Source organism: Streptomyces sp., from assembly GCF_050698815.1.
Lineage (GTDB): Bacteria > Actinomycetota > Actinomycetes > Streptomycetales > Streptomycetaceae > Streptomyces.
The window spans coordinates 1-18,183 of the sequence record NZ_JBOHCV010000338.1 but is presented as its reverse complement, the minus strand read 5'-3'; the positions used below and the strand labels follow the sequence as shown (position 1 = coordinate 18,183).

Annotated in this window: 16 protein-coding genes and 1 pseudogene; 10 read left to right on the top strand and 7 right to left on the bottom strand. The window is 70.9% G+C overall.

Translation table 11 applies throughout. The features are described from left to right. A partial coding sequence (locus ACRDP3_RS12420; RefSeq protein WP_431516961.1) for an HAD family hydrolase occupies positions 1 to 930 on the bottom strand: 930 nt, incomplete at its 3' end. Positions 931 to 1,077: 147 nt separating this feature from the next. On the opposite strand from ACRDP3_RS12420, the gene ACRDP3_RS12415 reads away from it, so the two are divergent. From ACRDP3_RS12415 to hemB, 6 genes are all read left to right on the top strand, one after another. After that, positions 1,078 to 1,314: a glutaredoxin family protein gene (locus ACRDP3_RS12415; RefSeq protein WP_431516960.1), complete on the top strand. Its 237-nt coding sequence runs from the start codon at positions 1,078 to 1,080 to the stop codon at positions 1,312 to 1,314. A 205-nt stretch (positions 1,315 to 1,519) separates the two neighbouring features. After that, entirely contained in the window at positions 1,520 to 2,299 is a 780-nt protein-coding gene (locus ACRDP3_RS12410) for a redox-sensing transcriptional repressor Rex (protein ID WP_431516959.1), read from the top strand. Next, positions 2,296 to 3,705 (top strand): glutamyl-tRNA reductase, encoded by a 1,410-nt coding sequence (locus ACRDP3_RS12405; RefSeq protein ID WP_431516958.1) that lies wholly within the window; start codon positions 2,296 to 2,298, stop codon positions 3,703 to 3,705. The genes ACRDP3_RS12410 and ACRDP3_RS12405 overlap by 4 nt, the downstream gene beginning before the upstream one ends. Before the next feature lie 124 nt (positions 3,706 to 3,829). Further along, the gene (gene hemC / locus ACRDP3_RS12400; RefSeq protein ID WP_431516957.1) at positions 3,830 to 4,828 is read left to right on the top strand and encodes a hydroxymethylbilane synthase; all 999 of its coding nucleotides are present in this window, start codon (positions 3,830 to 3,832) and stop codon (positions 4,826 to 4,828) included. Beyond that, positions 4,825 to 6,492, top strand: a complete 1,668-nt coding sequence (locus tag ACRDP3_RS12395; RefSeq protein ID WP_431516956.1) for a uroporphyrinogen-III synthase — start codon at positions 4,825 to 4,827, stop codon at positions 6,490 to 6,492. The genes hemC and ACRDP3_RS12395 overlap by 4 nt, the downstream gene beginning before the upstream one ends. After that, entirely contained in the window at positions 6,489 to 7,505 is a 1,017-nt protein-coding gene (gene hemB, locus ACRDP3_RS12390) for a porphobilinogen synthase (RefSeq protein WP_431516955.1), read from the top strand. Before ACRDP3_RS12395 ends, hemB begins: the two co-directional genes overlap by 4 nt. A 141-nt stretch (positions 7,506 to 7,646) precedes the next feature. Here hemB and argS read toward each other — a convergent pair whose 3' ends face one another. Then, positions 7,647 to 9,425: an arginine--tRNA ligase gene (gene argS, locus ACRDP3_RS12385; protein ID WP_431516954.1), complete on the bottom strand. Its 1,779-nt coding sequence runs from the start codon at positions 9,423 to 9,425 to the stop codon at positions 7,647 to 7,649. 161 nt (positions 9,426 to 9,586) lie between these two features. Between argS and lysS the strand changes: the two genes are divergently transcribed. Beyond that, positions 9,587 to 11,332, top strand: a complete 1,746-nt coding sequence (gene lysS / locus ACRDP3_RS12380; protein WP_431516953.1) for a lysine--tRNA ligase — start codon at positions 9,587 to 9,589, stop codon at positions 11,330 to 11,332. 27 nt (positions 11,333 to 11,359) lie between these two features. Here the strand turns inward: lysS and ACRDP3_RS12375 are convergent, their stop codons facing one another. The 3 genes from ACRDP3_RS12375 to ACRDP3_RS12365 form a co-directional block, all read right to left on the bottom strand. Continuing rightward, positions 11,360 to 12,778: a DUF2637 domain-containing protein gene (locus tag ACRDP3_RS12375; RefSeq protein WP_431516952.1), complete on the bottom strand. Its 1,419-nt coding sequence runs from the start codon at positions 12,776 to 12,778 to the stop codon at positions 11,360 to 11,362. 78 nt (positions 12,779 to 12,856) lie between these two features. Next, positions 12,857 to 13,564 (bottom strand): DUF3558 domain-containing protein, encoded by a 708-nt coding sequence (locus ACRDP3_RS12370; RefSeq protein ID WP_431516951.1) that lies wholly within the window; start codon positions 13,562 to 13,564, stop codon positions 12,857 to 12,859. 27 nt (positions 13,565 to 13,591) lie between these two features. After that, positions 13,592 to 14,461: a hypothetical protein gene (locus ACRDP3_RS12365; protein ID WP_431516950.1), complete on the bottom strand. Its 870-nt coding sequence runs from the start codon at positions 14,459 to 14,461 to the stop codon at positions 13,592 to 13,594. Positions 14,462 to 14,702: 241 nt separating this feature from the next. Between ACRDP3_RS12365 and ACRDP3_RS12360 the strand changes: the two genes are divergently transcribed. After that, on the top strand, positions 14,703 to 15,896 hold the full coding sequence (locus ACRDP3_RS12360) for an RtcB family protein (RefSeq protein WP_431516949.1): 1,194 nt from the start codon (positions 14,703 to 14,705) through the stop codon (positions 15,894 to 15,896). A gap of 16 nt (positions 15,897 to 15,912) precedes the next feature. Here the strand turns inward: ACRDP3_RS12360 and ACRDP3_RS12355 are convergent, their stop codons facing one another. Further along, complete coding sequence (locus tag ACRDP3_RS12355) at positions 15,913 to 16,674, bottom strand: SDR family NAD(P)-dependent oxidoreductase (protein WP_431516948.1); 762 nt, start codon at positions 16,672 to 16,674, stop codon at positions 15,913 to 15,915. Between the two features lie 156 nt (positions 16,675 to 16,830). Between ACRDP3_RS12355 and ACRDP3_RS12350 the strand changes: the two genes are divergently transcribed. Continuing rightward, a complete protein-coding gene (locus ACRDP3_RS12350; protein WP_431516947.1) occupies positions 16,831 to 17,259 on the top strand; it encodes an SRPBCC family protein in 429 nt (142 codons plus the stop codon). Between the two features lie 92 nt (positions 17,260 to 17,351). Here ACRDP3_RS12350 and ACRDP3_RS12345 read toward each other — a convergent pair whose 3' ends face one another. Beyond that, a complete protein-coding gene (locus ACRDP3_RS12345; protein ID WP_431516946.1) occupies positions 17,352 to 17,903 on the bottom strand; it encodes a hypothetical protein in 552 nt (183 codons plus the stop codon). A gap of 99 nt (positions 17,904 to 18,002) precedes the next feature. Between ACRDP3_RS12345 and ACRDP3_RS12340 the strand changes: the two are divergent. Then, a pseudogene (locus ACRDP3_RS12340) lies at positions 18,003 to 18,183 on the top strand (hypothetical protein); the annotation flags it as partial.

Here is an 18,183-nt window from a genome sequence, read left to right as displayed (position 1 = left end):
GCGCTGCATGGCCACGGCGGCGGCAGCGCCGCCCGCCACGGCGCCGACGCCCGCGGCTGCCGGGATGCCGACCCTCGCCGCCTTCCGGGCGGTCCGGTAGTCCCGCAGCCGCCAGCCCATCTCGCGCGCGTGGTCGCGAAGCCGGCTGTCAGGATTGATCGCATACGGATAGCCGACGAGCGAGAGCATCGGAATGTCGTTCGCCGAGTCGCTGTACGCGGCGCACCGCTCCAGTTCCAGGTCCTCGGCGGCGGCGAGCGCCCGTACGGCCTCCGCCTTGGCGGGACCGTGCAGCGGCTCTCCGACCAGCCTGCCCGTGTAGACGCCGTCCACCGATTCGGCGACGGTGCCGAGGGCGCCGGTCAGCCCGAGCCGGCGGGCGACGATGGTGGCGGTCTCCACGGGTGCGGCCGTGACGAGCCACACCTTCTGGCCGGCGTCGAGGTGCGCCTGGGCGAGGGCGCGGGTGCCGGGCCAGATACGGCCGGCCATGTACTCGTCGTAGATCTCCTCGCCTATGTCCACCAGTTCGGACACGTGATGGCCCTTGACGATGGACAGCGCACTGGAGCGTACGTCCGCCATGTGCCCGGCGTTCTCGGTGCCCGCCATCCGGAAGTAGGTCTGCTGCCAGGCGAAGCGGGCGAGTTCACGCTTCTCGAAGAACTTGCGCTTGTAGAGGCCGCGTCCGAGGTGGAAGATCGCCGCGCCCTGCATCACCGTGTTGTCGAGGTCGAAGAAGGCGGCGCCGCGGATGTCCCCGGCGACCGGGAACTCCGGTTCGCCCGCCGCTCCCTCCGGCTGCTCCTGCTCCTGCTTGCGGGCCGCCTCGGCGGCGGCCTCACCCGCGAGCACGCTGCGCGCGGTCGCGGTCCGGTTGCGGCGGGTGAGCCAGGACCAGACGAGTTCGGGACGAGGGCGGGAGGGCATGTCCCCGAGGATAGCCACTACGGGCGCCCGCACCGTTACGCCCGGGTGTCCGGCTGTTGGCGGGCGGGCGACCCTGAATGCCGTGCGCCGCCTGTGCAGCGATACAACAGTGAAGTGTGGTGACGGTGAAGCGTGACAATGGAGTACATGAAGACTGTCACGCTGATCGGTAAGCCCGGGTGTCATCTGTGCGAGGTGGCGCGGGACGTGGTCGTCCGGGTGTGTGCCGAGGCCGGGGCGGCCTGGGAGGAGAAGGACATCAACACCGACCCGGAGCTGTACCGGAAATACTGGGAGCAGATTCCCGTTGTACTGGTGGACGGCGCGCAGCACGACTTCTGGCGGGTGGATCCGCGGCGGCTGCGCGCGGCGCTCGATGCGTGAGTGACGGGCCGCGGCGGCGAATATGACGTGAGGAGTGTGACGGGTGTCGCTGCTGATGCGTGTGGCGCCGGTCACGTTGACCGGACAAATTGGACAGCTCTTTTGTGCACGCGTTCACAAAGGCATAGCCTGGGCGCGATGGAGCGGTCAGGCCGCGCGCTTCGCGCAGGACCGCTCACCGCTTCGCGCAACTGGCAGGAGCACCGTGGCAACTGGCCGAAATCATCGACCGGCGACGAGTCGCAGCCGAGGGATCCCCGAGGCCACCGTGGCCCGCCTTCCGCTGTATCTGCGGGCACTCACCGCGCTCTCCGAGCGCTCGGTGCCCACGGTCTCGTCGGAGGAGCTGGCGGCCGCCGCCGGGGTCAACTCGGCCAAGCTGCGCAAGGACTTCTCCTACCTCGGCTCCTACGGCACCCGCGGTGTCGGCTACGACGTCGAATACCTCGTCTACCAGATCTCCCGTGAACTCGGCCTGACCCAGGACTGGCCCGTCGTCATCGTCGGCATCGGCAACCTCGGCGCCGCGCTCGCCAACTACGGCGGATTCGCCTCCCGCGGATTCCGCGTCGCCGCCCTGATAGACGCCGACCCGTCCCTCACCGGGCGGCACGTCGCGGGCATCTCGGTGCAGCACACCGACGAGCTCGAGAAGATCATCGACGACAACGGCGTCTCCATCGGTGTGATCGCCACCCCCGCGGGCGCCGCCCAGCAGGTGTGCGAGCGGTTCGTCGCCGCCGGGATCACCTCCATCCTCAACTTCGCACCGACCGTGCTGTCCGTTCCCGAGGGTGTGGACGTACGGAAGGTCGACCTCTCCATCGAGCTGCAGATCCTCGCCTTCCACGAGCAGCGCAAGGCGGGCGAGGACGTGCCCGAGGACGAGGAGACCACTCCGCCGGCGGCTCCGCCCGCCGCAGCGGTGACCAAGCGCCCCAAGCCGGGACCTGACGGGGATGTCCCCGCCGTGATGCCGGCATGAGTCTGCTCGTCGTCGGTCTGAGTCATCGCAGCGCGCCGGTGAGCGTGCTCGACCGGGCCGCCCTCGCGCCGCAGGTACGCAGCAAGCTGCTCCAGGACGTGATGGGCGCGGAGCCCGCGGCGGAGGCGGCGGTGCTCTCCACCTGCAACCGGATCGAGCTCTACGCCGACGTCGACAAGTTCCACGCCGGTGTCGCCGAGCTGTCCACGCTGCTCGCGCGGCACAGCGGCGTCGGCTTGGAGGAGCTGACTCCCCATCTCTACGTGCACTACGAGGACCGGGCCGTCCATCATCTGTTCTCGGTGGCCTGCGGCCTGGACTCGATGGTCGTCGGCGAGGGCCAGATTCTGGGCCAGATCAAGGACGCGCTCGCCGTCGCCCAGGACCAGCACACGGCGGGACGGCTGCTCAACGACCTCTTCCAGCAGGCGCTGCGCGCCGGGAAGCGGGCGCACAGCGAGACCGGCATCGACAAGGCGGGCCAGTCGCTGGTCACCTTCGGCCTCGAGCAGCTCGCCGGCGACGAGCCGGTCGCCGAGTGGGTACGCGGCAAGCGTGCCCTCGTCATCGGCGCCGGGTCCATGTCGGCCCTGGCCGCGACGACCCTCGCGCGCGCCGGGGTCGCCGAACTGGTGATCGCCAACAGGACGCTGGACCGCGCCGAGCGGCTGGCCTCCGGCCTGGACATGGGAGCGGCGCACGCCCTCCCGATACACCGTGTCCCGGCGGAACTCCCGAGCGCGGACATCGTCGTCTCCTGTACGGGCGCGGCCGGCCTCGTCCTCACCGCAGACGCGGTGCGCGACGCGGTCCTGCACCGGGACTCCGGCCCTGGCCACGGCTCCGCGGCGGCCTCGCCCCTCGCGCTGCTCGACCTGGCCATGCCCCGTGACGTCGACGCCGCCGTGCACCGCGTGGAGCGGGTCCGGCTGGTCGACATCGAGTCGCTCGCCGAAGCGGCGGCGGACGCGCCGCTGGCCGCCGACGTGGACGCCGTCCGCGCCATCGTCAGCGAGGAGGTCGGCGCCTTCGGTGCCGCGCAGCGGGCCGCGACGATCACCCCGACCGTCGTCGCCCTGCGCACCATGGCCGCCGATGTCGTCGCCACCGAGGTGGCCCGGCTGGAGGGGCGGCTGCATGGACTCGACGACAAGCAGCGCGCGGAGATCACACAGACCGTGCGCCGCGTCGTGGACAAGCTCCTGCACGCGCCGACGGTGCGCGTGAAGGAGCTCGCCGGTGAACCCGGCGGCGCGGGATACGCCGACGCGCTGCGCGAACTCTTCGACCTCGACCCGCAAGCCGTCGCCGCCGTCAGCAGCCCGGCGCCGGTGACGCCCGAGGTCCCGGCACCCGCGGGGTCCCCCGACCGTACGGCGGACTCGACGGCAGGTGGACGGCTATGAGCGGGCGACGCCGGCCGGAGCGGCGCCGGACAGAGCAGGGCCGGTCGCAACGGCGCCGGAGCGAGCAAGTGAACGAAAGGTGCGCACCGCGCGAGAGCGCGGCCGAGCGCGACGAGGTGAGCGCATGAGCAACACCACGGGAGCAGCCCTCCGGCTGGGTACCCGGCGCAGCAAGCTCGCCATGGCCCAGTCGGGCATCGTGGCCGAGCAGGTCCGCCGGCTGACGGGCCGCCCCGTCGAGCTGGTCGAGATCACGACGTACGGGGACGTCAGCAAGGAGCAGCTCGCCCAGATCGGCGGCACCGGCGTCTTCGTCACCGCCCTGCGCGACGCGCTGCTGGCCGGTGAGGTCGACTTCGCGGTGCACTCCCTCAAGGACCTGCCCACGGCCCAGCCCGGCGACCTGACCGTCGCCGCCGTGCCGGAGCGCGCGGACGCGCGTGACGCGCTGGTGGCCCGGGACGGGCTGGACTTCGAGCGGCTGGTCCGCACGGCCGAGGTCTCGGGGCGGCCCGCCCGCGTGGGTACCGGTTCGCCGCGCCGCATGGCGCAGCTGAACTCCTGGGCCCGCGGTCTCGGCGTGCGGGTCGACACCGTGCCGATCCGTGGGAACATCGACACACGCATCGGGTACGTGCGCTCCGGCGACCTTGACGCGGTGGTGCTCGCAGCCGCCGGGCTGCGGCGCATCGGCCGCCTCGACGAGGTCACCGAGCTGCTCAGCCCCGACACCGTCTTGCCCGCCCCCGGCCAGGGGGCACTGGCCGTCGAGTGTGCGTCCGCCAACGCGCACCTGGCTGCCCAGCTCGCCGAGCTCGACGACCCGGACACCCGGGCCGCCGTGACCGCCGAGCGAACTCTGCTCGCCGCCTTGGAGGCCGGCTGCAGCGCACCTGTGGGAGCGCTGGCCGACCTGCTTGTCGACGGGCAGGTTGCCACCGAAATGCGCCTGCGCGGCGTCGTCGGCACCACCGACGGCGAAACGCTGGTGCAGCTGTCCACCACCGGTCCCGTACCGGCGTCCGCCGCCGACGCCGCGATCCCGCAACAGCTGGGTCGCGAACTCGCCGACGAGATGCTCGCCAAGGGTGCTGCCGGTCTGATGGGGGAGCGAGCACTTTGAGCCCCACCGCCGCCCACAATTCGCCAACTCAGCACCTCTACGGTGCACACGGACACGTCACCTTTCTCGGTGCCGGGCCCGGAGACCCGGGTCTGCTGACGCTGCGCGGCGTCGAGGCACTCGCGCAGGCCGATGTGCTTGTCGCCGACCCGCAGGTGTACGACGTCGTCCGGGCCCATGCACGGGCAGGGGTGGACACTCCGCTCCGGGTGGAAACCGACGGGACGTCAACTGCCCCCGGGCCCACGGGTGGTGGTGCAGCAGATCTTGCCATGGCCGCCGCACGGGCGGGCAAGCGGGTCGTGCGTGCCGTCACCGGTGACCCCGGCCTGGACGCGGACGCGGCGCGCGAGATGCTGGCCTGCGCAGGTGAGGGCATCCCCTTCGAGGTGGTGCCCGGCATCGCGACCGCGGTCGGGGTGCCCGCGTACGCCGGTGTGCCGCTGCGCGACGCGCAGGGCACCGACGTCCGCTTCATCGACGCGCGCAGCGCCGACGACAGATGCTGGACCGAGGTCGGCGCGAGCGATGCGACCGTCGTCGTCTCGGCCACCCTGGACTCGGTCGTCTCGGTGGCCGGTGAACTGGTGGCGGCGGGCCGCAAGCCCGACACCCCGCTGACGGTCACCGCCGCGGGCACCACGACCCGGCAGCGCACCTGGACCGCCACCGTCGGCACCATCAGCCAGCTGCTCAAGTCCACGAAGGTGCTGCCTTCCGCCGATGGCGGTCAGCCGGTCATAGCCGTCGTCGGGGAACGCAGCGCCGCCGCGCAGCGCCAGCAGCTCGCCTGGTTCGAGTCCAAGCCGCTGTTCGGCTGGCAGGTGCTGGTGCCGCGCACGAGGGAGCAGGCGGCTTCGCTCTCCGACCAGCTGCGCAGCTACGGCGCGGTGCCGGCCGAGGTGCCCACCATCGCCGTCGAACCGCCGCGCACCCCGCAGCAGATGGAGCGCGCGGTCAAGGGCCTGGTCACCGGCCGCTACGAGTGGATCGCCTTCACCTCCGTCAACGCGGTGAAGGCGGTGCGGGAGAAGTTCGAGGAGTACGGACTGGACGCCCGCGCCTTCGCCGGGATCAAGGTCGCGGCGGTCGGTGAGCAGACCGCCGCCTCGCTGATCGAGTTCGGCGTACGTCCCGACCTGGTGCCCAGCGGCGAGCAGTCGGCCGCCGGGCTGCTGGAGGACTGGCCGCCCTACGATCCGGTCTTCGACCCCATCGACCGCGTCTTCCTGCCCCGCGCCGACATCGCCACCGAGACCCTGGTGGCCGGGCTCATCGAGCTGGGCTGGGAGGTCGACGACGTGACCGCGTACCGCACGGTGCGGGCCTCGCCGCCGGCCGCCGAGACGCGGGAGGCCATCAAGGGCGGCGGCTTCGACGCGGTGCTCTTCACCTCGTCCTCCACGGTGCGCAACCTGGTCGGCATCGCGGGCAAGCCGCACAACGTGACCGTCATCGCCTGCATCGGCCCGGCCACCGCCAAGACGGCGGAGGAGCACGGGCTGCGGGTGGACGTGATGTCGCCGGAGCCCTCGGTGCACAGACTGGCGGAGGCGCTGGCGGACTTCGGCGCGAAGCGCCGCGCGGAGGCCGTCGCGGCGGGCGACGTCGTGAAGCGGCCGAGCGAGAAGCGCCCGGCCTGGAGGAGGGCACGCACATCGTGAGCAGGCACGTTTCCGCGGGTACCGGCACCACCGGCTCCGGGTTCCCGGCGGTGCGCCCGCGCCGGCTGCGTACCACCCCGGCCATGCGCCGGATGGTCGCCGAGCACCGGCCGCACCCGGCCGATCTGATCCTGCCCGTCTTCGTACGGGACGGCATCAGCGAGCCGGTGCCGGTCTCGTCCATGCCGGGCGTCGTGCAGCACACGCGGGAGACGCTCAAGAAGGCCGCTGCCGAGGCCGTACGGGCGGGCGTCGGCGGCATCATGATCTACGGCGTGCCGGCGGAGGAGGACAAGGACGCCGTCGGAAGCTGCGGCACCGACCCGGACGGCATTCTGCAGGTCGCGCTGCGGGACGTACGGGCGGAGGTCGGCGATGATCTCGTCATCATGTCCGACCTGTGCCTGGACGAGTTCACCGACCACGGCCACTGCGGTGTCCTGGACGCCGAGGGCCGGGTCGACAACGACGCCACCCTGGAGCGGTACGCCGAGATGGCCTGCGTCCAGGCGGCGGCGGGCGCCCACACGCTCGGCCCGAGCGGCATGATGGACGGCCAGATCGGCCACGTCCGCAGGGCCCTGGACGAGGCGGGCCACCAGGACGTGTCGCTCTTCGCCTACACCGCGAAGTACTCCTCGGCCTTCTACGGCCCCTTCCGTGAGGCCGTGGGCTCATCGCTGAAGGGCGACCGCAGGACGTACCAGCAGGACCCCGCCAACGCCCGCGAGGCACTCCGCGAACTCTCCCTCGACCTGGCGGAGGGCGCGGACATGGTCATGGTCAAGCCCGGCCTGCCGAACCTGGACATTCTCCGCGACTTCGCCGACAGGGCGGACGTGCCGGTGGGCGTCTACCAGATCTCCGGCGAGTACGCGATGGTCGAGGCCGCGGCGCGGAACGGCTGGATCGACCGCGACCAGGCCGTGATGGAGACCCTCACCAGCTTCAAGCGCGCGGGTGCGAACCTGATCCTCACCTACTGGGCGACGGAGGCCGCGGGCAAGCTGTAGCGCCTGTCCGGCGGATCAGCCAAGGCGGTGCTGCGGTCGGTCGGCCATGCTGCCGGACCCTCGCGTGGGGTGGTTTCGCGCCGCGGCGGCAGGGTGCCGTGGGGCCCAAGGCGATGTGCCGTGGACGGGTGCCGCGGGTGGTCAGAGCCGCTCGGGCGTGCGGATGCCCAGCAGGGACATGCCCTGGCGGAGGGTGCGGGCGGTGAGGTCACAGAGGAAGAGCCGGTTCTCGGTCAGCTCTGCGGACCCCGCCTTCAGCACCGGGCAGTGCTCGTAGAACGGGCTGTAGAGCGTGGCCAGTTCGTAGAGGTAGGCGGCGAGCTTGTGCGGCTCGTAGGTCTCGGCCACCCCGGCCAGCGCCTCGGCGAACTCGTCCAGGTGCAGGGCCAGCGCGCGCTCCTGCGGTGCCAGTGACAGCTCCGGGTGCGCGGCGGGCTTCAGGTCGCCCGCCTTGCGGAAGATGGACCGGATCCGGGCGTGGGCGTACTGCAGGTACACGCTGGTGTCGCCCTGCAGCGACACCATCCGGTCGAGGTCGAAGACGTAGTCACGGGACATCGAGTTGGACAGGTCCGCGTACTTGACCGCGCCGATGCCGACCTGGGCGGCCCGCTCCTGGATCTCCTCCTCGCTGAGGCCGAGGCCCTCGGCCTTGTCGCGTACGACCACCGCCGCGCGCTGCACCGCCTCGTCCAGCAGGTCCACCAGCCGCACCGTCTCGCCCGCGCGGGTCTTGAACGGCTTGCCGTCCTTGCCCAGCACCGTGCCGAAGGCCAGCTGCCGTGCCGCGCCCTTGGGGAGCCAGCCCGCCCGCTGCGCGGTCTCGAAGACCATCCGGAAGTGCAGCGCCTGGCGGGCGTCCACGACGTAGAGCAGCGTGTCCGCGTGCAGCGCGAACATGCGGTCGCGGATGGCGGCGAGGTCGGTCGCGGCGTAGCCGAAGCCGCCGTTGGACTTCTGCACGATGAGCGGGGTCGGGGAGCCGTCGGGGCCCTTGACGTCGTCGAAGAAGACGCACAGGGCGCCCTCGGAGCGCTCGGCGACGGCCCCGTCCTCCAGGTCCCGTACCACTTGCTGGAGGTCGTCGTTGTAGGCGCTCTCGCCGACGATGTCCGCGTCCCGGATCTCGACGTCCAACTGCTCGTAGACCGCCTGGAAGTACGTCTTCGACTCGTCCACGATCTTGTGCCAGAGGGCGAGCGTCTCCTTGTCGCCGGCCTGCAGCGCCACGACCCGGTCGCGGGCCCGGGTCTTGAACTCCTCGTCGGAGTCGAAGATCTGGCGGGAGGCCTTGTAGAGCCGGTTGAGCCGGGCCATCGCCGCCTCGCCCGAATCCTTGTCCGCGCCCTGGGCGGTGTCCGACGCGTGGTCCAACTCGTGCGGGTGCTCGATCAGGTACTGGATGAGCATGCCGAACTGGGTACCCCAGTCGCCGATGTGGTGCCGGCGCACGACCCGCTCGCCGCGGTACTCCAGTACCTGCGTGACGGCGTCGCCGATGACGGTCGAGCGCAGGTGGCCGACGTGCATCTCCTTGGCCACGTTCGGCTGCGAGTAGTCGATCACCGTCGTGCCCGGCTGCTCCGCGTACGGGACACCGAGCCGGTCGTCCTCGTAGCGGGCGGCGAGGGTGCGCAGGATGGCGGCGTCGGAGAGTTCGATGTTGAGGAAGCCGGGCCCGGAGACCTCGATGGAGGTGATCTCGTCGTTGGGCGGCAGGCTGTCGACGACCTGTCCGGCCAGCTCGCGCGGGTTGGCCTTGAGTCCCTTGGCGAGCGCCAGCATCCCGTTGGCCTGGAAGTCCGCCCGGTCGCTTCGGCGCAGCATGGGGTCCGCGGCGGCTGCCTCCGGCAGAGCTGCCGAAAGAGCCTGCGCGAGGCGATGGTGGACCGTGGCGGCGAGGGACGGGACCGAGGCCATGAATACGAGCCGTTCCGTAGGTGGGTGGCAGGGACTGGTGCCGCAGTATCCCATGCGACAACCTCCCCCTGCTCGGTGAAAGAATGGCACCGCGGGCAGATCGCAGCAGAGTGCGGCCCCTGATCAACACAGCGCAGCGCAGAGAGAAGGAAGTGCCGGAAGTGGCTCAGACCACCCCCGAGGCCGACTGGGTCTCCCGTATCGCCGATGACGTCATCGCCGAAGGGGAGCGTCGCGCACCCGGCAAAGCCGTGATCTGCGCGTCCGGCCTCTCCCCGTCCGGGCCGATCCACCTGGGCAACCTGCGCGAGGTGATGGTGCCGCATCTGGTCGCCGACGAGATCAAGCGGCGCGGGGCGCCGTGCGAGCACATCATCTCCTGGGACGACTACGACCGGTTCCGCAAGGTGCCCGCCGGGGTCGAGGGCGTGGACGCGTCCTGGGAGGAGCACATCGGCAAGCCGCTGACCTCCGTGCCCGCGCCGCGCGGCAGCGCCTACGGCAGCTGGGCCGAGCACTTCAAGGCCGCGATGACGGCGTCGCTGGCCGAGCTGGGCGTCGAGTACCGCGGCATCAGCCAGACGGCGAAGTACACCTCGGGCGCGTACCGCGAGCAGATCCTCTTCGCGATGCGCGAACGCGAGCGCGTCAACGCCGTGCTGGACCGGTACCGGACGCTGGACAAGGCGGCCGCCGGCGGCAAGCAGCAGAAGAAGAAGCAGCAGGGGGAGCCGGACGCGGCCGAGGTCGAGGCCGCCGAGGGCTCCGGCGCGGCCGCCGAGGACGACGGCTCCGGCGCGGGCGGCGGCGCGTACTACCCGTACAAGCCGTACTGCACGGTGTGCGGGCGCGACGTGACGACAGTGACCGCCTACGACGACGCGACCACCGAGCTGACCTACACCTGCGCCTGCGGGCACGGTGAGACGGTGCTGCTGCGCGAGTTCGACCACGGCAAGCTGGTGTGGAAGGTCGACTGGCCGATGCGCTGGGCCTACGAGGGCGTCGTCTTCGAGCCGAGCGGCGTGGACCACCAGTCGCCCGGGTCGTCCTTCGTGGTCGGTGGCCAGCTGGTGAAGGAGATCTTCGGCGCGGAGCAGCCCATCGGGCCGATGTACGCCTTCGTCGGGATCAGCGGCATGGCGAAGATGTCGTCCTCGAAGGGCGGCGTGCCGACCCCGGCCGACGCGCTGCAGATCATGGAGGCGCCACTGCTGCGCTGGCTGTACGCGCGGCGCCGGCCCAACCAGTCCTTCAAGGTCGCCTTCGACCAGGAGATCCAGCGCATGTACGACGAGTGGGACGCGCTGGAGCGCAAGCTCGCGTCCGGCGAGGCGCAGCCCGCCGACATCGCCGCGCACCTGCGCGCGTCGTCGACGGCCGCGCTGCCGCTGCCCGCGACGGCGCGCCCGCTGCCGTACCGCACCCTCGCCTCCGTCGCGGACATCACGGCGGGCAACGACGAGCAGACGCTGCGCATCCTGAGCGAACTGGACCCGGAGCGGCCGGTGCTCGCCCTGGACGAGGTACGGCCCCGGCTGGACCGGGCGCAGTGCTGGATCGCCACCCAGGTTCCCGCCGAGCAGCGCACGCGGGTACGGGACGAGCCGGACACCGCACTGCTGGAGTCGCTGGACGACGAGCGGCGCGCATCGCTCCGGCTGCTGCTGGACGGGCTGGCGGACCACTGGTCGCTGGACGGGCTGACCCAGCTCGTCTACGGGGTGCCGAAGGTGCAGGCCGGGGTGGCGCCGGACGCCAAGCCGACGCCCGAACTGAAGGTGGCGCAGCGCGCGTTCTTCGCGCTGCTCTACCGGTTGCTCGTCGGCAGCGAGACCGGGCCGCGGCTGCCCACGCTGCTGCTGGCCGTGGGGACGGACCGGGTGCGCAAGCTGCTGGGCGCGTGAACCGGCCCCTCAGCCCGGTCGGTCCGGTCAGCCCGCGAGGCCCATCTCGGTGTTGTAGCGCTCCTTGAACTCCCGCATGTAGCCACGCAGATAGTTCTCGCTGAGCAGGCTGCCGTCGGAGTTGGTCACCCCGTGCCCGTCGTGCAGGTCACGCGAGAGCTGGCGCGCCGTGGGGAAGCTGGCCTGGGCGGCGACGAACTGCCGGTAGACCAGGAAGTAGAACTCCTCGCGCGGCACGCCGTCGGGTATGCCCACCGGGTCCGCGTCGTCGTATCCGGCCGGGGCCGGCTCGGGCTGGTGTCCGGTCGCAGGCTCCGGTTCGAAGTACTCGTACTCCGGCTGCGGGTCGGGGGCGGGCTCCATGAACAGCGCGGTGCTGCCGGGGGCGTGGGAGTTGCCCAGGGCGCGGCGACGGCCGGGACCCACGGGGACGGTGACCTGAGGGCCCGCGGCCTGCGTCTCGGCGGCGTACGCGTATCCGGGGGCGGGCTCGGGCGCGGCCTCAGGTTCCGGGAAGGCTTCCTGCACGGGCTGTGCGGGCTGCACGGGCTGTGCGCGCTCGTGGACGGGCTCGGGTCCCGGAAGGTGTTCCGGGCCGGGCTCCGGCCTCTGTTCGCCCGCGCGCACCGGCGCGGGCGTGGACTGAGGCGTGGGCCGGGTCGTGGACTGAGTCATGGACTGAGCCGTTGGCTGAGGAGCGGACCCGTCAACAGCCTTCTCGAGCGCCGCGGGCCGTTCCCGTACGGTCCCGGCCGCCGCCCTGATCCCCGCCGCCGCCAGGCCGGACGGGCCGGTCTCGGTGAGCGGCACGCCGTAGCGGGCCAGCTTGAGCGGCATCAGGGACTCCACCGGCGCCTTGCGGCGCCAGCCACGTCCGAACCGGGCGCGCAGCCGGGCCTCGTAGACGAGGCGGTCCTGTTCCATCCGGATGACCTGGTCGTAGGAGCGCAGCTCCCACAGCTTCATCCGCCGCCACAGCCGGAAGGTGGAGGGGAAGGCGAGCAGCCACCGCGAGATGCGGACGCCCTCCATGTGCTTGTCGGCCGTGATGTCCGCGATCCGTCCGATCGCGTGCCGGGCGGCCTCGACCGAGACGACGAAGAGGACCGGGATCACCGCGTGCATCCCGACGCCGAGCGGGTCCGGCCAGGCGGCGGCACCGTTGAAGGCGATGGTGGCCGCCGTCAGCAGCCACGCGGTCTGGCGCAGCAGGGGGAACGGGATGCGGATCCAGGTGAGCAGCAGATCCAGCGCGAGCAGCACGACGATGCCCGCGTCGATGCCGATCGGGAAGAACGGCGCGAACGCGCCGAAGCCCTTCTGTTCTGCGAGATCGCGCACCGCGGCGTAGGAACCCGCGAACCCGATCGCGGCGATGATCACGGCACCCGCGACCACGACCGCGATGAGTATGCGATGTATTCGTGTCAGTTGTACGGCCTGCACTGGAGTTGTCCCCCACCCTAGGAAACCGGCGGCGCACCAGACTGGCACATGCGTCAAGTCCCCCGCCGCGCGCGGGCGTCACTTCAGCGCGGCGACCGCCTCCTTGGCCGCCTTCGCGGCCTTCTTCCGCAGGTCGGCGGCGCTCGGGGTCTTGCCGTTCTCGAAGCCGGCGCCCGCGTAGTCCACCGAGACGACGACATTGGCGCTGCGGACGACGAGGCGCTCCTCGCGGAAGGTCTCGGCCTTGCCCTTGCCGTTCTTCTTCTTGATCGTGTTGCTGACCGAGAGCGCCTGGTCGCCCAGGCCGTTGACCTTGGTGGTCTTGACGCCCTTGTTGGACTTGTCGCTCTGGACCGCGTCGGTCTGCTGCTTCAGGTACGCGCCGGCGAGCTTGTCGCCGGAGCCGCGCGAAGTGTCGGAGTCGAAGCGCTTGAGCGAGACGGTCAGCTGCCGGTAGTCGAACTTCTTCAGGCCGCTCCACAGGCAGCTGCCCGAGTCGCCGCTGTTGCCGCTGCCGATGCGCTTGCCGGACGGGTTGTCCGACTTCGGCGTCAGCTCCTTGACCGTGCCCTTGGAAAGGGTCTTGCAGGCGTCCGGCAGTTGCTTGAACTTCACGGGAGCCGCGCTGGGGGAGGCCTTGCTCTTGTCCGCCGAGCCGCTCTCGCCGCTCGAGCCCGAGGAGCAGCCCGCGACCAGCAGCACGGGTACCGCGGCCGCCGCGCAGGCGAGCTTCGCGGCGTGGGTCCGTCTGCTGCTATGAGAGGTTCGCTGAGCGTTTCCGGTCATGGTTCCTTCGCTTCCAGTGAGTCTGCGTCAGTTGTCGTCGAAGCCCGCCGTGAGCTCCTCGGCCACGCTACGGGCCTTCTGCTGCAGCTCGGCGCTGTCCGGGATGCGTCGCTTGTCGGAGAGCCACTGGTCGTAGGTGATCGTGGCGATCACGTTCGCGCTGCGGAAGACGATCGTGATGTCCCGGTGGACGCCGGAGTCGCCGGTGTCCAGTTGGTCGTCGATGTAGGCGTTGTCGCCGATGTCGTCGAGCATACGGGGGGAGAGCTCGGCGTCCGGTGACGGGGAGGATCCGGACGGGTCGTCGCCGGGTCCGGCGGACGCACTGTCGGGCTTCTCACTTCCGGCCGGACTGTCGCCGTCCTTTTCGTCCTTCCCGTCCTTCTCGCCCTTTTCCTTCTTCTCCTCCGGGGAGGGTGAGACGCTCTCCGTCGGGATGTCCGCCTGGCCGGCGCGCTGGTCGTACAGCAGCTCGGCCTGCTCGTCGTCGCTGACGGCCGGGTCGTAGGAGACCACGCGCTCGAGGTCGACGGCGAGGTGCCGGCTGCCGAGGCTGTTCGCGCTCTTCCAGCGGCAGCCGACCCGGCGGTCCGTGTCGTAGGTCACGGTGGCTTCGCCCTCGTACGGGGAGGCGCTGGGGGAGGCCTCTCCGTCACCGTCCCCGGCCGTCTCGGCGCCGGGGAGCAGATCCTTGAGGGTGTCGAGGTCGATGGCGCCGCAGGGCTCGGGAAGAGTCTGGTACTTGCCGGGCGGGGCCGCGGGGGCGGTCGAGGCGGAGCCGCCCGCCTTGGTGTCGGTGCCCTTGCCGTCCGGTGAGTCGCTGCAGGCGGTGAGGCCGCCGGAGAGCGTGACCGCCAGCGCGACGCCGGCGACGTACGTCCTTGCCCTCCGCTGCACAGTCCTGCCTCCCGGGTCGGTCCGACCGTGACACGGTCGAAAACGTGTTGCCGCCGCCTGGGGGCGACGGATGACAATGTCTATCGCACACACGGCGTGGCCGTCCGGTCCGGTGATGCCTTTGTTACGCAAAGTCCGGTTTTTTCTTCGCGTGGACTTGCCGCGTCTTGTCCGGCCCGTCAGGTTCGGTCATGTTTCGCTGTGCCTTGCCATTATTCGTCTCTGGGGGAGTTGGGTCACGATGCCGTACACCGAGGTGCCCGGCACCCGGGTGCCGATCCGGATGTGGGCCGATCCAGCCGGCGTCGAGGACGCGGCCATGCAGCAGCTGCGCAATGTCTCCACGCTGCCGTGGATCAAGGGCCTCGCCGTGATGCCGGACGTGCACTACGGCAAGGGGGCCACGGTCGGCTCGGTGATCGCGATGGAAGGTGCCGTGTGTCCGGCGGCCGTCGGCGTCGACATCGGCTGCGGCATGTCCGCGGTCAGGACCTCCCTCACCGCGAACGACCTGCCCGGTGATCTGTCCCGGCTGCGCTCGAAGATCGAGCAGGCCATTCCGGTGGGGCGCGGGATGCACGACGATCCCGTCGACCCCGGGCGGCTGCACGGCTACCCGACGGCCGGCTGGGCCGACTTCTGGCAGCGCTTCGACGGGATCGCGGAAGCGGTCAAGTTCCGTCAGGAACGGGCCACGAAGCAGATGGGAACGCTCGGATCAGGCAACCACTTCGTTGAAGTGTGCACGGATTCTGACGGTGCCGTCTGGCTGATGCTGCACTCGGGGTCCCGGAACATCGGCAAGGAGCTGGCCGACTTCCACATCGGGGCGGCGCAGAAGCTGCCGCACAACAAGGGACTGGTCGACCGCGACCTCGCCGTCTTCATCGCGGACACCCCGCAGATGGCGGCGTACCGGCACGACCTGTTCTGGGCTCAGGAGTACGCGCAGCACAACCGCGCCGTGATGATGGGGCTGTTGACGGACGTGGTCCGCAAGGAGTTCAAGAAGGCGAAGCCCGTCTTCGACCCGACGATCTCCTGCCACCACAACTACGTGGCGGAGGAGCGTTACGACGGCATGGACCTGCTGGTGACCCGTAAGGGTGCGATCCGTGCGGGCGATGGTGACTACGGCATCATCCCGGGGTCGATGGGCACCGGCTCGTACATCGTGAAGGGTCTGGGGAACGCCGCGTCCTTCAACTCCGCCTCGCACGGCGCGGGCCGGAGGATGAGCCGGAACGCCGCGCGGAAGCGGTTCTCGGAGCGGGACCTGGAAGAGCAGACGCGCGGCGTGGAGTGCCGGAAGGACTCCGGTGTCGTGGATGAGATCCCGGGCGCCTACAAGCCGATCGAGCAGGTCATCGATCAGCAGCGGGACCTGGTCGAGGTCGTGGCGAAGCTGAAGCAGGTCGTCTGCGTCAAGGGCTGACGGCTGGGGCGTCGGGTCAGCGTTCGCGGTGGACCTTGGAGTTGGACGCCTGCGCGCGCGGGCGTACGACGAGCAGGTCGACGTTGACGTGGGGCGGGCGGGTCACGGTCCAGGCGATGGTGTCGGCGACGTCCTCCGCGGTGAGCGGCTCGGCGACGCCCTCGTAGACCTTCGCCGCCCGCTCCGCGTCGCCGCGGAAGCGGGTGAGGGCGAACTCGTCGGTCTTCACCATGCCGGGCGCGATCTCGATGACCCGCACCGGTTCTCCGCACAGCTCCAGGCGCAGCGTCTCGGCCAGCACATGGGCGCCGTGCTTGGCCGCGACATAGCCGCCGCCGCCCTCGTACGTGCCGTGGCCGGCGGTGGAGGAGACGATCACCACCGTGCCCTCGCCGGACGGGGACGCGGCCAGCGCGGGCAGCAGGGCCTGGGTGAGGTGCAGCACGCCGAGGACGTTGACTTCGTACATCTGCCGCCAGTCGGCCGGGTCGCCGGTGGCCACCGGATCGCTGCCCAGGGCGCCGCCCGCGTTGTTGACCAGTACGTCGCAGCGGTCGAGCCCGGCCGCGAAGGCGTCGACAGCGGCGCGGTCGGTGACGTCCAGCGGGTGGGCCACCGCGTCGTGGCCGGCGTCGGTCAACTCCGCCGCCAGTGCCCCGATCCGGTCCCGTCGCCGGGCGGTGAGCACCACCCGGTATCCGGCCGCGGCAAGTTGACGTGCGGTGGCGGCTCCGATGCCGCTGCTGGCGCCGCTGATGACGGCGGTGCGGTTGGTCATGGCCAAAGGCTACGTCCACCGCCCGGCCGCCCGGGTGCCGCCCGGCTGTCCGGCTGCCCCGATTCGGGGCCGGAACAGGTGCAATGACTCCCGGGCTCCGGGGTACACACACCGCCGAAACGGATGAGTCCCCTAGCTGATGAGAGGTGTCACAGCGTGTCGTCCTCCCTCGTAGAGACCGTGGATGTCGAGGCTCCGGTGGCGGTGAGCTGGACATTGTGGAACGACGTGGCCGAGTGGCCGAAGTTCCTGAGCCATGTGCAGAAGGTCGTCCCGATCGACAACCGGTCGTTCGCCTGGTGGCTCTCGCTTCCGGGCGCCGACAAGAGCTTCACGGCCGAAATCACCGAACTCGTACCGCAGGAGCGGATCGCCTGGAAGACCACGAAGGGCGTCGAGCACGCGGGGGTGGTCACCTTCCACCGCCTCAGTGACACGACCAGCCGTGTGACGCTCCAGATCGAGTACAACCCCCAGGGCTTCGTGGAGCAGTTGGGCGCGCTGACCAACCTCGACTCCACGCTGGCCAATTACGACCTGGGTGAGTTCAAGCGGGCCGCGGAGGCCGCGGTGCCCGGGGTCTGAGTGAACCGTTCACGCCGGGGCGGTGCGGTGCGGCCGTACGCGGCAGCGCGCGACCGTCCCGGCACGGGGGTGTACCCCTCACCGGGAGCCGGTCAGGGCCAGACCAGGCAGTAGGGCTGGTGGCCCGCCACGTGCAGGCGGTCGGAGAAGTCCTGCCACTCGTGCAGCAGCCGGTAGACGTTGAACGCGTCCTGGGGGCCCGAGCGGTCCGGGACCGTGGACCAGATGAAGGCCGCCGCGCCCACCGACTCCTCGCCGATGCCGCGCAGCGGGTCGACGACGGTCATCGGCAGCTTGACCACCGCGTAGTCGGGGTGCAGCACGACCAGTTCGAGCGGCGGCACCCGGTGCAGCGGTATGCCCTCGATGCCGGTGAGCACCATGGCGGCCATCGTCTCCGGCTTGATCTTGGTGAACATGCCGTGACCCAGCTCGTCGCCGCCGAGTTCCTCGGGGCGCATCGAGACGGGGACGCGCGCGGCCGTCGCGCCGTCCGGGGCACCGAAGTACTTGTAGGTCACCCCCACTCGGCCGCCACCCTTGCTGCTCCCAGTGTCCGTGTCTGCCGCGTCCCTTCGGTGACGTCCTCGTGCGCGCTCCGGACCGAGGTCCCCGGTCTCGCCTACTCCGCCACCGCGCTGCATCTCACCTACCCGACCACTCGCGGACATCGCCGCGCAACCCGATCATCGTGTCAGAGACCTCCCCTTCCAGCGGGACGTGAAACGCCTCGCAGGGAGGGGGTGGTGCGGCGTTACCGGGACGGTACCTTCCGGCGGGCCGCCGCGGGTTGCGGATGCTCTGACACCATGGCCCACGTGACTTATTCGTACGATGCCCCAGTATCGCAGTCGCTCTTCGACCGCGCCGCCGCCGTGACGCCGGGTGGCGTGAACTCTCCGGTCCGCGCGTTCCGCGCCGTGG

Bases quoted from the DNA above. Each gene is read 5' to 3' on its own strand.
- ACRDP3_RS12415 (WP_431516960.1), top strand. From the start codon at position 1,078: ATGAAGACTGTCACGCTGATCGGTAAGCCCGGGTGTCATCTGTGCGAG.
- ACRDP3_RS12405 (WP_431516958.1), top strand. From the start codon at position 2,296: ATGAGTCTGCTCGTCGTCGGTCTGAGTCATCGCAGCGCGCCGGTGAGC.
- hemC (WP_431516957.1), top strand. From the start codon at position 3,830: ATGAGCAACACCACGGGAGCAGCCCTCCGGCTGGGTACCCGGCGCAGC.
- argS (WP_431516954.1), bottom strand. From the start codon at position 9,425: ATGGCCTCGGTCCCGTCCCTCGCCGCCACGGTCCACCATCGCCTCGCG.
- ACRDP3_RS12370 (WP_431516951.1), bottom strand. From the start codon at position 13,564: ATGACCGGAAACGCTCAGCGAACCTCTCATAGCAGCAGACGGACCCAC.
- ACRDP3_RS12360 (WP_431516949.1), top strand. From the start codon at position 14,703: ATGCCGTACACCGAGGTGCCCGGCACCCGGGTGCCGATCCGGATGTGG.
- ACRDP3_RS12355 (WP_431516948.1), bottom strand. From the start codon at position 16,674: ATGACCAACCGCACCGCCGTCATCAGCGGCGCCAGCAGCGGCATCGGA.
- ACRDP3_RS12345 (WP_431516946.1), bottom strand. From the start codon at position 17,903: ATGCAGCGCGGTGGCGGAGTAGGCGAGACCGGGGACCTCGGTCCGGAG.